General features: G+C 64.9%; 13 protein-coding genes. 6 read left to right on the top strand and 7 right to left on the bottom strand.

What is annotated here, in order from left to right; all coding sequences use genetic code 11:
- Window positions 1-65: 65 nt before the first annotated feature.
- From gyrA to AB5K84_RS22950, 3 genes are all read right to left on the bottom strand, one after another.
- Window positions 66-2795 carry a DNA gyrase subunit A gene (gene gyrA, locus AB5K84_RS22960; protein ID WP_011087464.1) on the bottom strand — a complete coding sequence of 910 codons (2730 nt, stop codon included), beginning with the start codon at window positions 2793-2795 and terminating at the stop codon, window positions 66-68.
- 167 nt (window positions 2796-2962) lie between these two features.
- Window positions 2963-3361, bottom strand: coding sequence for a DUF2306 domain-containing protein (locus tag AB5K84_RS22955; RefSeq protein WP_038967458.1), 399 nt, complete (start codon window positions 3359-3361; stop codon window positions 2963-2965).
- Between the two features lie 200 nt (window positions 3362-3561).
- Window positions 3562-4056 (bottom strand): single-stranded DNA-binding protein, encoded by a 495-nt coding sequence (locus AB5K84_RS22950; protein ID WP_011087466.1) that lies wholly within the window; start codon window positions 4054-4056, stop codon window positions 3562-3564.
- Between the two features lie 448 nt (window positions 4057-4504).
- Here AB5K84_RS22950 and AB5K84_RS22945 point away from each other — a divergent pair, with 448 nt between their 5' ends.
- The 4 genes from AB5K84_RS22945 to uvrA all read left to right on the top strand — a co-directional run bounded on the left by AB5K84_RS22945 (window position 4505) and on the right by uvrA (window position 10460).
- Entirely contained in the window at window positions 4505-5284 is a 780-nt protein-coding gene (locus tag AB5K84_RS22945; RefSeq protein ID WP_011087467.1) for an outer membrane protein, read from the top strand.
- Between the two features lie 235 nt (window positions 5285-5519).
- Window positions 5520-6209: an outer membrane protein gene (locus AB5K84_RS22940; RefSeq protein ID WP_011087468.1), complete on the top strand. Its 690-nt coding sequence runs from the start codon at window positions 5520-5522 to the stop codon at window positions 6207-6209.
- Window positions 6210-6432: 223 nt separating this feature from the next.
- Window positions 6433-7185: an outer membrane protein gene (locus AB5K84_RS22935; RefSeq protein ID WP_011087469.1), complete on the top strand. Its 753-nt coding sequence runs from the start codon at window positions 6433-6435 to the stop codon at window positions 7183-7185.
- A gap of 299 nt (window positions 7186-7484) precedes the next feature.
- Window positions 7485-10460: an excinuclease ABC subunit UvrA gene (gene uvrA, locus AB5K84_RS22930; protein WP_011087470.1), complete on the top strand. Its 2976-nt coding sequence runs from the start codon at window positions 7485-7487 to the stop codon at window positions 10458-10460.
- 110 nt (window positions 10461-10570) lie between these two features.
- Here uvrA and AB5K84_RS22925 read toward each other — a convergent pair whose 3' ends face one another.
- Window positions 10571-10708, bottom strand: a complete 138-nt coding sequence (locus tag AB5K84_RS22925; protein WP_157839442.1) for a DUF5615 family PIN-like protein — start codon at window positions 10706-10708, stop codon at window positions 10571-10573.
- Window position 10709: 1 nt separating this feature from the next.
- Complete coding sequence (locus tag AB5K84_RS22920; protein ID WP_011087471.1) at window positions 10710-10895, bottom strand: DUF433 domain-containing protein; 186 nt, start codon at window positions 10893-10895, stop codon at window positions 10710-10712.
- A gap of 141 nt (window positions 10896-11036) precedes the next feature.
- Between AB5K84_RS22920 and AB5K84_RS22915 the strand changes: the two genes are divergently transcribed.
- Together AB5K84_RS22915 and AB5K84_RS22910 are read left to right on the top strand one after the other, a co-directional pair.
- The gene (locus AB5K84_RS22915; protein ID WP_038967457.1) at window positions 11037-11678 is read left to right on the top strand and encodes an HAD-IA family hydrolase; all 642 of its coding nucleotides are present in this window, start codon (window positions 11037-11039) and stop codon (window positions 11676-11678) included.
- A gap of 35 nt (window positions 11679-11713) precedes the next feature.
- Window positions 11714-12640: a nucleoside hydrolase gene (locus AB5K84_RS22910; RefSeq protein WP_011087473.1), complete on the top strand. Its 927-nt coding sequence runs from the start codon at window positions 11714-11716 to the stop codon at window positions 12638-12640.
- Between the two features lie 126 nt (window positions 12641-12766).
- Here the strand turns inward: AB5K84_RS22910 and AB5K84_RS22905 are convergent, their stop codons facing one another.
- On the bottom strand, window positions 12767-13714 hold the full coding sequence (locus tag AB5K84_RS22905) for a YVTN family beta-propeller repeat protein (RefSeq protein WP_097532472.1): 948 nt from the start codon (window positions 13712-13714) through the stop codon (window positions 12767-12769).
- Between the two features lie 2 nt (window positions 13715-13716).
- The gene (locus AB5K84_RS22900; RefSeq protein ID WP_011087475.1) at window positions 13717-14283 is read right to left on the bottom strand and encodes an SRPBCC family protein; all 567 of its coding nucleotides are present in this window, start codon (window positions 14281-14283) and stop codon (window positions 13717-13719) included.
- Window positions 14284-14402 lie beyond the last annotated feature (119 nt).

The raw sequence follows: 14402 nt of genomic DNA, 5'->3' as shown, positions 1-14402 counted from the left end.
GAGGTCCCGGATTGCGCCGTCGGTCGGCGCTTCGCACCGACCTCCTGCGCCATCCGGACTACGCGTCACTCCCCGTTCGCGCCATTCCCGCTCTCGGCCTCTTCCGTGATGTGCTCGACCGAGACGACGTGCTCGTCCTCGGCGGTGTCGAACACGATCACGCCCTGGGTCGAGCGGCCGGCGATGCGGATGCCTTCGACCGGACAGCGGATCAGCTGGCCCTTGTCGGTGACCAGCATGATTTGATCCGCGTCTTCCACCGGGAAGGACGCAACCAGATTGCCGTTGCGGTTGTTGACGCTCATGGCGACGATGCCTTTGCCGCCGCGCCCCGTGGTGCGGTACTCGTAGGACGAGGTCCGCTTGCCATAGCCGTTGACGGAGACGGTGAGCACGACCTGCTCGGCCGCCGACATCTCGACATAGCGTTCCTGGGCGAGCTGGAAGCTGCCGGAAGTCTCCTCGGCTTCGGCGTCCGCTGCCGGCTCCTCGGCCGTGGCTTCGCCGGCCACCGCGCGGCGCATCTTCAAATAGGCCGAGCGTTCGTCGGACGTGGTCTCGACGTGGCGCAGGATCGCGAGCGAAATCACCTTGTCGCCCTCGCCAAGCGCAATGCCGCGCACGCCCATCGAGGTACGCCCGGTGAACACGCGCACATCGGTGACGGGGAAGCGGATGCACTGGCCGCCGGCGCCGGTGAGCAGCACGTCGTCGCGCTCGGTGCAGATCTGCACGTCGACGATCGCTTCATTCTCGTCGAGCTTCATCGCGATGATGCCGGAGCGGCGGACATCGACGAAGTCGGACAGCTTGTTGCGCCGGACGTTGCCGCCTGTGGTCGCGAACATCACGTCGAGGTTGCCCCAGGTCGATTCATCCTCGGGCAGCGGCATGATGGTGGTGATGCGCTCGCCCTGCTCCAGCGGCAGGATGTTGATCAGCGCCTTGCCGCGCGCGTTCGGCGCGGCCATGGGCAGGCGCCAGACCTTCTCCTTGTAGACCTGGCCGCGTGACGAGAAGAACAGCACCGGCGTGTGCGTGGAGGCGACGAACAGGCGCGAGACAAAATCCTCGTCGCGGGTCTGCATGCCGGCGCGGCCCTTGCCGCCGCGGCGCTGCGCCCGGTAGGCCGACAGCGGCACCCGCTTGACATAGCCGGCGTGCGAGACGGTGACGACCATGTCCTCGCGCTGAATCAGGTCCTCGTCCTCGACCTCGCCCTCCTGCTCCATGATCACGGTGCGGCGCGGGGTGGCGAACTCGGCCTTCACCTCGGCGAGCTCGGTCTTGATGATGCCCAGCACGCGCTCGCGCGAGCGCAGGATGTCGAGATAATCGGCAATCTCGCCGGCGAGCTTGTCGAGCTCGTCGCGGATTTCGTCGCGGCCGAGCGCGGTGAGGCGTTGCAGGCGCAGGTCGAGAATCGCCCTCGCCTGTTCCATCGACAGCCGGATCGTGCCGTCCGGGCTGATGCGGTGACGCGGATCGTCGATCAGCGTCAGCATGTCCTCGACGTCCCGGGCCGGCCAGTCGCGCGACATCAGGGTGTCGCGGGCGGTGGTCGGGTCGGGCGAGGTCCGGATGACGCGGATCATCTCGTCGATATTGGCGACCGCGATCGCGAGACCAACCAGGATATGCGCGCGATCACGCGCCTTGGCGAGCAGGAACTTGGTGCGCCGCGTGACGACCCGCTCACGGAAGTCGACGAAGATGGCCAGCAGGTCCTTCAGATGCATGATCCGCGGACGGCCGCTGTCGAGCGCCACCATGTTGACGCCGAAGCTCGTCTGCAGCGGCGTGAATCTGTAAAGCTGATTCAGCACCACGTCCGCCACGGCGTCGCGCTTCAATTCGATGACGACGCGGTAGCCGTCGCGGTCGGATTCATCGCGCAGGTCGCCGATGCCCTCGATCTTCTTTTCCTTGACCAGCTCGGCGATGCGCTCGACCATCGTCGCCTTGTTCACCTGGTAGGGGATCTCGGTGATGATGAGCGCCTCGCGCTCCTTGCGGATGGTCTCGATCGCGACCTTGCCGCGCATGACGATCGAGCCGCGGCCGAGATGATAGGCGGCGCGGATGCCCGCGCGTCCGAGAATGACGCCGCCGGTCGGGAAATCAGGTCCCGGCACGATGTTGATGAGCTCGTCGATGGTGAGCGCTGGGTTGTCGATCAGCGCGACGCAGGCGTCGATGACCTCGCCGAGATTGTGCGGCGGGATGTTGGTCGCCATGCCGACCGCGATGCCGCCGGCGCCGTTGACGAGAAGGTTCGGGAACTTGGCCGGCAGGACCGACGGCTCGGTCTCGTTGTTGTCGTAGTTCGGCTGGAAGTCGACGGTATCCTTGTCGATGTCGGCCAGCAGAGCCAGCGCCGCCTTCGTCAGGCGCGCCTCGGTGTAACGATAGGCGGCCGGGGGATCGCCGTCGACCGAGCCGAAATTGCCCTGGCCGTCGATCAGCGGCACGCGCATCGAGAAGTCCTGCGCCATGCGGACCATGGCGTCGTAGATCGACTGGTCGCCGTGCGGATGATACTTACCGATGACGTCACCGACCACGCGGGCGGACTTGACGTATTTCTTGTCGGGTGTGTGCCCCTGCTCGTTCATCGAGTACAGGATGCGGCGATGCACCGGCTTCAGACCGTCGCGCGCATCGGGCAACGCACGCGCCACGATCACGCTCATGGCGTAGTCGAGATAGGACTTCTTCATCTCCTCGAAGATGGAGACGGGGCGAATATCCGAGGGTTGCGCCGGCTGGTCGCCGGGCTTGTCGTCGTCAGCCAAGGGGAAATCCGGTGAGGTTTATCTGGGAATCATATAGCGCATCGAGCCCCTGATAACCACCCTTGCCGGGGTAAAGGAAGCGCTTTTTCCGACTGTTTTTCCAGAGACTTACGCCCTCCCCGGCACCGCCCTGGGCTGGGCCCGGACGAGCCGCCCGAAACCGCCCCTTAGGCCCCGAAAACCACGCGGTGCATGATGCGCCCGGGCAGCAGCGTGAACAGGCCCGCCACCACCAGCGCGCCGGCGAAGATGAAGATCATCATCAGCCGGTGATCGGCGACGCGATGGGCGTGCGCCCGCCATACCGCGAGCGGCAGCACCACCAGCGTGAAGATCGACAGGACATGGATCGGGCTGAACGGCCCGATCAGGCGGCTCTGGTGGATCCAGAACGAGGAGGCGGCCACGACCACCATCAGCACCACCCAGATCCAGCCGATCGTCCGGTGTGGCAGCGTGCCTTTGGGAGCGGCAAACTGGACCAGGCCGAGCACGAAGGCGGCCATGGCGGCAAAGGCATGCAGCGGGATCGCCGGAGCAGCCGTAAGCAGCGGCGCGAGGCTCATGCGGGGCTTCCTCCGATCGGCGGATGATCCATGTGAATAGGATTAACATCAAGTTAATACCATTCACATGATGCCCCGTCAAAGGCTTGAAGCAGCACATGAGGCAAGCTCGGAAAAACCGAGCCCTGCCCGCCAATTGGTAAGAATTCCTGCGGCTCTACGCGAGCACGACAACATTCGGGGCGAAGCGCCCGCCCGCCTCAGAACGGGATGTCGTCGTCCATGTCGCTGTTGCGGCCACCGCCACCGGCGGCGACGGCGCGGCGCGGCGCGCTGCTGACGGGACCGGAGGAGCCGAAATCGCCGCCCGGCTCCTCGCCGAAGCTGCCGCCTCCCCCGCCGCCGCGGCCGTCGAGCATCGTCAGCGTCGAGTTGAACCCCTGGAGCACGACTTCGGTGGAGTACTTCTCAACGCCGCTCTGGTCGGTCCATTTGCGGGTCTGGAGCGCGCCCTCGATATAAACCTTGGCGCCCTTCTTCAGGTACTGCTCGGCGACCTTGCAGAGGCCTTCATTGAAGATCACGACGCGATGCCACTCGGTCTTTTCCTTGCGCTCGCCGCTGTTCTTGTCGCGCCAGGTCTCCGAGGTCGCGATGCTCAAATTCGCGATCGGCCGCCCGTCCTGGGTACGGCGGATTTCAGGATCCTTGCCGAGATTTCCAACCAGAATGACCTTGTTGACGCTTCCCGCCATCGCCGCTCTCCACTCCGAATGCCACTGAATTGATAAGGCCCGACCGCGCCCCGCGGTCCTCTGCAACCTATTGAGGCGACCCTATACGCTTGCGCGGACCGATCAGCCCACCAGCCCTCAGGTTATCCCCATATATAGCATCGGCCGTCGGCTCGTTCCAGATTTGTTCCTGTTCGAGCAAGCGCGAAATGTATGGCCCGAGCGGTGCCCGCGTACTGCTCAAATGGCTGGCGCCGGATGGAACCTTTTCAGGTTCCCGTGAACGACAAAAAGCACTTAACATTCATTAAGTTACATACGCCGCACTTATCGCGCGACTGTTGTATTTCGGCGACGGACTCTGCTCACCCGTTAGGCTACGTTTGCCTCGGAATTGATTTCATATGGGCGTCGCGCCTGCTTGGCCGCTTCTGGGATTTCAAGAAGCGGCGGAATTGGGGAGACTGCAATGAATAAGATTTTGATTGGTGCAATCGGTGCAGTGGCGTTGAGCCTGTCGGCTCCTGCAAGCGCGGCGGATCTGGCGGCGCGTCCCTACACGAAGGCTCCGCCGCCAATGGTCGCGGCCATCTACGACTGGAGCGGCTTCTACATCGGCATCAACGGCGGCGGCGGCTCGGCCCACAAATGCTGGGATTTTGTAACTCCCGTCACCGGCGTTCTGATTGGCGAAGGTTGTCACAACGCGACCGGCGGCACGGTCGGCGGCCAGGTCGGCTATCGCTGGCAGTCGGCCAATTGGGTGTTCGGGCTCGAAGGCCAGGGCAACTGGGCCGACTTCTCCGGAGACAACGTCAGCACGACGTTCATCGGCACGGGTCTTCGCGACCGCTCCAAGATCAACGCGTTCGGTTTGTTCACAGGCCAAGTCGGCTATGCCTGGAATAACGTGCTGTTCTACGTGAAGGGCGGCGGCGCCGTCGTCAGCGATCGCTACCGCGGCTACGATGTCATCACCGGCCTCGAATTCGATCGGGCCAACGAGACCCGCTGGGGCGGCACCGTGGGTGCCGGCCTCGAGTTCGGATTCGCGCCAAACTGGACGGTCGGCGTCGAGTACGATCACATCTTCATGGGCAATCGCACCATCGGCTTCGCCGGCTCCGGCAACTTCGTTGTGGCTCCGGCCGGCGCTTTCACACGCTCGGAACGCATCGGTCAGGACGTCGATATCGGCCTGGTCCGCGTGAACTATCGCTGGGGTGGCCCGGTCATCGCGAAGTACTGATATCTCTTTGATATCACTTGAAGATTGAAGGCCGGCCCCGTGCCGGCCTTTTTTTGTGCGACATGCCGGCGGCTATAAGTCAGCAACCATTACGTTTTGTGACTGTTGTGGCTTTTGAGAGACACAACTTGCGGCTTTGCTGGTGTAAGCACGACGTCAGTTGGACCACAGCGTCCGATGCCCTTCCCGATCGTGGAAGGCACAACAGAAACTGGGACTGGGATTTAGGTTGAAAATGAAGAAGGTTTTGTTGGCTTCGGCCTGTTTGTTCGCTTTTGCGGCCCCCGCGTCGGCTGCTGATCTCGCGGCTCGCCCGTACACGAAGGCTCCGGTGGCCGTGGCCTCGGTCTACAACTGGACCGGCTTCTACCTCGGTATCGTCGGTGGCGGCGCCTGGGAAAACGGCTCGGGCGACCCGAAGATGAAGGGTGGCTTCGTCGGCGGCACCGCCGGCTACAACTGGCAGACCGGCAACGTCGTGTTCGGTGTCGAAGCCGATGGCACCTGGGCTGACGTCAGCGCCTCGGCGACCGGCGCGACCGTTGTCCCCGGCTTCGGCGTTGCGACCGCGACCGTGAGCTCGAAGACCGACGCGATGGGCACCGTGCGCGGCCGCATCGGCTACGCCGTCAACAACGTCCTGTTCTACGGCACGGGCGGCTACGCCTGGATCGACAACAAGATCACCCTCTCCGCACTCGGCGTGTCCGTCTCGGACAGCAAGTTCCACTCCGGCTGGACCGTCGGCGCGGGCGTCGAAGCGTTCTTCGCGCCGCAGTGGTCGGTCAAGGGCGAGTACCTCTATCGCAGCCTCGGCGGCGAGACCTACTTCTCGGGCGCCCTGCCCACCGGCACGCTCAACTTCCACACCGTGCAGGTCGGCGTGAACTATCACTTTGGCGGCCCGATCGTCGCGAAGTACTGATCTTCGCCACCGACGCACATCGTCACGAAAGGCCGGCCTCGCGCCGGCCTTTTTGTTTTTCGCGCCCAAGTATCCAATTCAGCCGCTCGCTAGCGTTTTCGGAGAGGTGTGGCACCTCGGTGACACAACCTTTGGCTTTAATAATGTATAGCAATGACATCAGTCGGGTCGTTGGGTCCGCTGCTTTTCGCCGACGAAGAGAAACGAAACTGGGGAATTTGAAATGAAGAGAATTGTGCTGGCTTCGGCCAGTCTGCTCGTGCTCAGCGCGTTGGCTCCTGCCTCGGCGGCTGACCTGGCGGCTCGCCCTTACACCAAGGCGCCCGTGGCCGTGGCCTCGATCTACAACTGGAGCGGGTTCTACATCGGCGGCAACGCGGGTGGCGGCTCGAGCCATAATTGCTGGGATCTCACCGCCGTCGGAGTCGCCGCAATTCCGGTCACGGCTGAAGGCTGTCACAATGCGACCGGCGCTCTCGTCGGCGGCCAGATCGGCTATCGCTGGCAGTCCAGCAGCTGGGTGTTCGGCCTTGAAGCCCAGGGCGATTGGGCTGACCTGAAGGGCTCGAACGTCAGCGCTCCCGCCGCTCTCTTCCCGCTGGTGAACAATACCAAGATCGACGCCATCGGCCTCTTCACCGGCCAAGTCGGCTATGCCTGGAACAACGTGCTCTGGTACGTGAAGGGCGGCGCGGCCGTCACCCACAACAAGTTCAGCGGCACTCTGGCTGGCATTACGCTCGACACCGCGAACGAAACGCGCTGGGGCGGGACCGTCGGCACCGGCATCGAATTCGGCTTCGCTCCGAACTGGTCGGTCGCGGTCGAATACAACCACTTGTTCATGGGCAAGCACACCGACACTTTCACCTTCCTCGGCGTGGCCACCCGCAGCGACAGCATCAAGCAGGACGTCGACATGGGCACCGTCCGCCTCAACTACACCTTCGGCGGCCCCGTCGTCGCGAAGTACTGAGCTTCGCCTCCATCGCGATCGCGTTACGAAAGGCCGGCCTTGTGCCGGCCTTTTTGTTTTCGCGGACAGCCGAGCCGTCAGGGAATCGTGGGGCGAGAGGCCGTTCCGGTGCTCCGCTGCTGCCAGATGCCGCCAGCACGCCAACAATCCGTTGACGATTCGCAAGTCCCACTGGAAATCCGCCGCTGTTCTTCCTACGTTCGCTGACAACCCCATCGGCGCCGATCCCGGTTCCGGGCAAAGCGCGCCTTCACCATTGGCGCGGCCGCGCGTCTTTGGGATTCCCTGAGGACACCGGGATGGATGAAGTGATCAAGGCGAAGCGCCAACAACAGAACGCGGGCTCGAGCCTGCGCGCAATTACGATCCGTGGCGCGCGCGAGCATAACCTCAAGAACATCGACGTCGAGATTCCCCGCGACAAGCTCGTGGTGTTCACCGGCCTCTCCGGCTCCGGCAAATCCTCGCTCGCCTTCGACACCATCTATGCCGAGGGCCAGCGCCGCTACGTCGAATCGCTGTCGGCCTATGCGCGCCAGTTCCTGGAGATGATGCAGAAGCCTGACGTGGACCAGATCGACGGCCTGTCGCCGGCGATCTCGATCGAGCAGAAGACGACCTCGAAGAACCCGCGCTCCACCGTCGGCACCGTCACCGAAATCTACGACTATATGCGCCTGTTGTGGGCGCGCGTCGGCGTGCCCTATTCGCCGGCCACCGGCCTGCCGATCGAGAGCCAGACCGTCTCGCAGATGGTGGACCGCGTGCTGGCGCTGCCCGAGGGCACCCGCCTCTATCTGCTCGCGCCGGTCGTGCGCGGCCGCAAGGGCGAGTACCGCAAGGAGCTCGCCGAATGGCTCAAGAAGGGCTTTCAGCGCGTCAAGATCGACGGCACCTTCCATGAGCTCGCGGAAGCGCCGACGCTCGACAAGAAGTTTCCGCACGACATCGACGTCGTCGTCGACCGCATCGTGGTGCGCGCCGACATCGGCCAGCGTCTCGCCGAAAGCTTCGAGACCGCGCTGAAGCTCGCCGAGGGCCTTGCCGTCGTCGAGTTCGCCGATGCGCCCGCGGCCGCGCCGGCCGAGGAGAAGAAGAAGACCGCGAAGATCCACGACAAGAGCGGACCCGAGCGCATCCTGTTCTCGGAAAAGTTCGCCTGCCCCGTCTCCGGCTTCACGATTCCCGAGATCGAGCCGCGCCTGTTCTCGTTCAACAACCCCTACGGCGCCTGCCCCGCTTGCGGCGGCCTCGGCGTCGAGCAGCATGTCGACGAGGACCTCGTCATCCCCGACAAGGAGCTCGCCATCGGCAAGGGCGCGATCGCGCCCTGGGCGAAATCGTCATCACCCTATTACGTGCAGACGCTGACGGCGCTCGGCAAGCACTACAAGTTCACGCTGACCACCAAGTGGAAGGATCTGCCCAAGAAGACGAGAGACGCGATCCTACATGGCTCCGGCGAGGACGAGATCAAGTTCTCCTACGAGGACGGGGTGCGCTCCTACGACACCAAGAAGCCGTTCGAGGGCGTCATCACCAACATCAACCGCCGCTACCGCGAGACCGAGAGCGAGTGGGCGCGCGAGGAGCTGGCGAAGTATTTCCACGACGTGCCCTGCGGCGCCTGCAACGGTTTTCGGCTCAAGCCCGAGGCGCTCTGCGTCAAGGTCGGCACCAAGCACATCGGCGAGATCTCCGAACTGTCGGTCAAGAAGGCCGGCGAGTGGTTCGAGACCGTGCCGGAGGCGCTGAACAAGCAGCAGAACGAGATCGCCGGCCGCATCCTCAAGGAGATCCGCGAACGCCTCACCTTTCTGCTCGACGTCGGCCTCAACTATCTCACCCTCTCCCGCTCCTCCGGCACGCTGTCCGGCGGCGAGAGCCAGCGCATCCGCCTGGCCTCGCAGATCGGCTCGGGGCTGACCGGCGTGCTCTACGTGCTGGACGAGCCCTCGATCGGCCTGCACCAGCGCGACAACGCGCGCCTGCTCGACACGCTCAAGCGCCTGCGCGACCTCGGCAACACCGTGGTCGTGGTCGAGCATGATGAGGACGCCATTCGTCTCGCCGACTACGTGCTCGACATCGGCCCCGGCGCCGGCATGCATGGCGGCCACATCGTCGCCGAAGGCACGCCCGCCGAGATCATGCGCAACCCGAAATCGCTCACCGGAAAATACCTGACCGGCGAGCTCGAGGTCGAGGTGCCGGAGCGGCGCCCGCCGAACCATCGCCGCACCATCAAGGTGGTCAACGCGCGCGGCAATAACCTCAAGAACGTCACCGCCGAGATTCCGCTCGGCCTGTTCACCTGCGTCACCGGTGTTTCCGGCGGCGGCAAGTCGACGCTGCTGATCGACACGCTCTACCGCGCGATCGCCCGCAAGCTGAACAATGCCAGCGAAGGCGCCGCCCCGCACGACCGCATCGAGGGCCTGGAGCATATCGACAAGATCATCGACATCGACCAGTCGCCGATCGGCCGTACCCCGCGCTCGAATCCCGCGACCTATACCGGCGCCTTCACGCCGATCCGCGAATGGTTCGCCGGCCTGCCCGAAGCGAAGGCGCGCGGCTACGAGCCCGGCCGCTTCTCCTTCAACGTCAAGGGCGGCCGCTGCGAGGCCTGCCAGGGCGATGGCGTCATCAAGATCGAGATGCACTTCCTGCCCGATGTCTACGTCACCTGCGACGTCTGCAAGGGCAAGCGCTACAACCGCGAGACGCTGGAGGTCCTGTTCAAGGGCAAGAGCATCGCCGATGTGCTCGACATGACCGTCGAGGAAGCCGCCGACTTCTTCAAGGCGGTCCCGCGCGTGCGCGAGACCTTCCAGACCCTGCACCGCGTCGGCCTCGACTACATCCACGTGGGTCAGCAGGCCACCACGCTGTCAGGCGGCGAAGCCCAGCGCGTCAAGCTCGCCAAGGAGCTGTCCAAGCGCGCCACCGGCCGCACGCTCTACATCCTGGACGAGCCCACCACCGGCCTGCACTTCCACGACGTCAAGAAGCTCCTGGAGGTGCTGCACGAGCTGGTCGCGCAGGGCAACACGGTCGTCGTCATCGAGCACAATCTCGAAGTCATCAAGACCGCCGACTGGGTCATCGACCTCGGCCCCGAAGGCGGCGACGGCGGCGGCGAGATCGTCGCCTGGGGCCCGCCGGAAGACATCGCGAAGGCGCCAAGGAGCTATACCGGCAAGTTTCTGGAGCCGGTGCTGAAGAAGGCAAGGAAGCCGAAGCGGCGGAGCACGAGCGAGGCGGCGGAGTAGCGCAGCCTCGCCGCTACTGTGGTTCGGTCCCGCTTGCCATGACTAACCACCGACGAACTCGATGACGGCCTCGCCCCGCGCGACGGCTTCGACAATTTGCGGCATGGCGCTCAGAAACTGTCGCACCAGCGCGCGATTGTCGATGTTGCCGCCATTCCGAACTCGACCACATGAGCCGCATCGTATCCAGCACGACGTAAGGCTTCCGCGAGTGCAGGGGGAAGCTGAGCGTCGATTAGGTAAAGCAAGCTATTTGGCCGCTATGATCGGGTGGTCAACCTGACGCGCGGCATAGGCGAGCACTGCGTCGATATCCGCCTCTTCCAGATACGGATAGTCCCCGAGAATGCTGTCGCGCGACTGTCCGGCGGATAGCAGTCCCAAGACGTCTGCGACCGTGATGCGCAGATCGCGAATACATGGGCGTCCATGCATACGCTACGGATCGACCGTAATCCTTGCCAGTAGGTCCGACATCTGTCACCTCTGGGCCCTAATATAGCATCTCCGATGGCATCTGTCAGCGCGTCGCCAGCGGACCGGATGCGCAGGTCCGCCCGACACTTCCACTCCCCCATGCCCTACGCCCTCGCCATCTTCGACCTCGACGGCACCCTGGCCGACAGCTTCCCCTGGTTCCTGCGCACCATCAACGACGTCGCCGACCGCTTCGGCTTTCGGCGTGTCGCCGATGAGGACATCGAAGGGCTGCGGCATGCCTCGAGCCGTGAGATCCTCAGCCGGCTCGAGGTGCCGCTGTGGAAGCTGCCGGCGATCGCGCGGCATGCGCGGCGGCTGAAGGCGGAGGCGGCTAGCGAGATTTCACTGTTTGCCGGCGTCGAGGCGATGCTGCGGACGCTGGCCGGGAACGGCGTGCAGCTCGCGCTGGTGACTTCCGACAGCGAAGCCAATGCCCGCGAGAAGCTCGGCGAGGCCGCGGCGCTGTTTGCGCATTTCGATTGCTCTGCGTCGATATTCGGCAAGCCCGCGAAATTCCGCCGCGTCATCCGGCGCGCCAGCGTGGAGCTCGACCGTGTCATCGCGATCGGCGACGAGGTGCGCGACATCGAGGCGGCGCGCGCGGTCGGCATCGCCTGCGGCGCGGTCAGCTGGGGCTATGCGGCCCCAGCGGCGTTGCGGGCGCTTGCGCCGGATCACATGTTCGCGCAGATGGAGGACATTGCCGAAGTGGTCTGCCGGATTCCGCAGAGAGCCTGATCCGCAATCGCCACGCACGGCCCAGGGAGACGGCAATGACACTCACGGACGCAGTGCGCCTCAAGCTCCTGGAACCGCCGGTCGGCCGGTTGCGTGTCGTGCTCGACACCGACACCTATAACGAGATCGATGACCAGTTCGCGCTCGTGCAGATGCTGCTGTCACCGGAGCGCTTCGAGGTCGAGGCGATCTACGCCGCACCGTTCTTCAATGCGCGCGCGGACAGTCCCGGCCACGGCATGGAGCTGAGCTACCAGGAAATCCTCCGCCTGCTGGAGCGTCTGAGCGTCGCGTCGGAAGGCCTGGTTCATCGCGGCGTCACCGACTATGTCGGCCCAGGCAAGACGGCGCGGACGGCACCCGCCGTGGACGACCTCATCGCCCGGGCACGCGCGGGCACGCAGGACAATCCGCTCTACGTCATCGCCATCGGCGCTATCAGCAACGTCGCCTCCGCCCTTCTGAAGGCACCCGATATCATCGACCGTATCGTCGTGGTCTGGCTCGGCGGCCATGCGCTGGAATGGCCCGACACCATCGAATTCAACCTCAAGCAGGATGTCGGCGGTGCGCAGGTGCTGCTCGACAGCGGCGTGCCGCTCGTGCTGGTGCCGTGCAGGGGCGTCACCTCGCGCCTCCACAGCACCGTGCCGGAGATCGAGCGCTACGTCGAACCGCATGGCAGCATCGGCGCATTCCTCGCGATGCGGTTCAAGGAGTATTCGTCCGACCACATGGGCTGGGCCAAGGAGATCTGGGACATGGCGCCGGTCGGCTGGCTGCTGAACCCCATGTGGGCGCCGAGCGTGATCATCCCCGCTCCGGTCCTCACGGACCAGATGACGTGGAGCATCGACCGCAGGCGGCATCCGATCCGCTACGTGACCTACGTGGATCGCAACCCGATCCTGAAGGACTTCTTCCTGAAGCTGCGGGATTTCACCGCGTCGAAAGTGCCGTAGGGTGGGCAAAGCGACTTGTCCGCCGTAGCTCGAAGAGCGAAGGCGGAAGCGCGCCCACCATAGCGTGCCGAGACGGCGGAGAGATGGTGGGCACGGCGCGCTGCGCCTTTGCCCACCCTACCCGCCCTACTCCGTCCTCCGCAGGAACGCCCCGAACGCGCGCGGGCCGTCGCCGGTCTTGACCTCGCCGATCACCTTCAGTTCGGTGGTGTCGATGATATCGAGCGTGTTGCTCTCCCAGCAGGCCACGATGATGCGCTTGCCGTCGGCCGTTGCATTGATGCCTTCGGGGTAGTCGCCGACATTGATGCGCTTCACCGGCTTCAGCGTCGCCAGATCGAACACACTGACGGTGCCGCCATACTGGTCCGTGACGAAGCCGCGCCCCTGCGCCAGCGCCACCGCATAGGGCCGCATCCCGACCGGCACGCGGCCGATCTCGGACCCAGTGGCGATGTCGATCACGGAGATGTTGTTGGAGCCGACATTGGCGGTGTAGGCGCGTTTTCCATCGGTATCGATGGTGACGCCGAACGGGCGCGTGCCGACCTTGATGACCGCCTTCCGCGCGCGCGTCGCCGTGTCCACCACCGAGACGCTGTCGTCGTCGCGGTCCGCCGAGAGCAGCAGCTTGCCGTCAGGCGTTACCGCAAGGCCCGACGGCGAGGCGCCGACCGCGATGCTGGCCCTGACGCTGCGGCTCGCCGCGTCGATCACCCGCACCGCCGCGGCGTACCAGTCGGCGACATAGACGGTGCGGCCGTCGGGCGCCACGGCAATGCCGAGCGGGCCGCCGCCCACCTCGATCCGCCCCGCAACCTGCCGCGTTGCCGCGTCCACCACCGTCACCGCCTTGGCATCCGGGCTGGTGACATAGGCAAAGCGGCCGTCGGCGCTGACGGCGATACCCGCCGGCTTGCCGCCGATCGGGATGGTTGCCACCGCACGTGCGGTGGCAAGGTCCACGACCATCAGATCGTCGCTGAGCTGGTTGGTGACGAAGGCCTCCTCGGCGGACGCGCTGCCGAGGCAGGTAAGGCTGGCGGCGAGCGCCGCCAGGACCAGCACGCGCACGGTCAGCTTCCGCTCTCGATCTTCTTCTTCAGTGCCTCGAGGCCGGCCTTGTAGAGCCCGCTCACCGCAGTCTTGGCGGCCTCGTCGCTCAGCTCCGGCGGCGGATCGTTGTTGGGAAAGCCGCGGTAGAACGCGCCGGCCCATTCCAGCGTCGCGCCCTTGCCGTCGGCGCTCGGCGTCACCGTCAGCGTCGAGGAATAGTTGGTAACCGGCAGCACCTTCACGTCCACGGCGGTGATCCGGTAGGAATAGGTCATGGCGGCCGCGTCGAACTTGTAGAGCTCCTCGTCCACGGTCGCCCCGCCGGTCAGGGTCAGCCGCCGCGTCGCGCCGATCTCGTTGCCCTTCTCGCCCTCGGTCTTGGTGACGGGCGGGAGCCAGCTCATGTCCTGGAAATTGCCGATCACCGCCCACACCTTGGCCGGGGCTGCGTTGATCTCGATGGATTCGCGCACCTTCTGCCGGGTCGGCCCGTGTGCCCAAACCGGCTCAAACGCGGCCGTCAGAGCCATCCCCGCCACCGCCAGCGCCGCCACCCCGGCGACCGCCGTTCCGCTTCTCATCCTCATACCGTTTCCTCACTCCTGGAGCTGCGCGACTTGAGGCGCGCTGCGATCATCGTAGCGCATTTTCGGGCCGTGGGGAGACCGGTTCGTGGCACGGCTGTGGCGGGGATCGCTCCCGCATC

It is taken from the genome of Bradyrhizobium sp. 1200_D9_N1_1 (genome assembly GCF_052075915.1).
Lineage (GTDB): Bacteria > Pseudomonadota > Alphaproteobacteria > Rhizobiales > Xanthobacteraceae > Bradyrhizobium > Bradyrhizobium diazoefficiens.
This window is presented reverse-complemented; position numbering and strand designations above follow the sequence as displayed.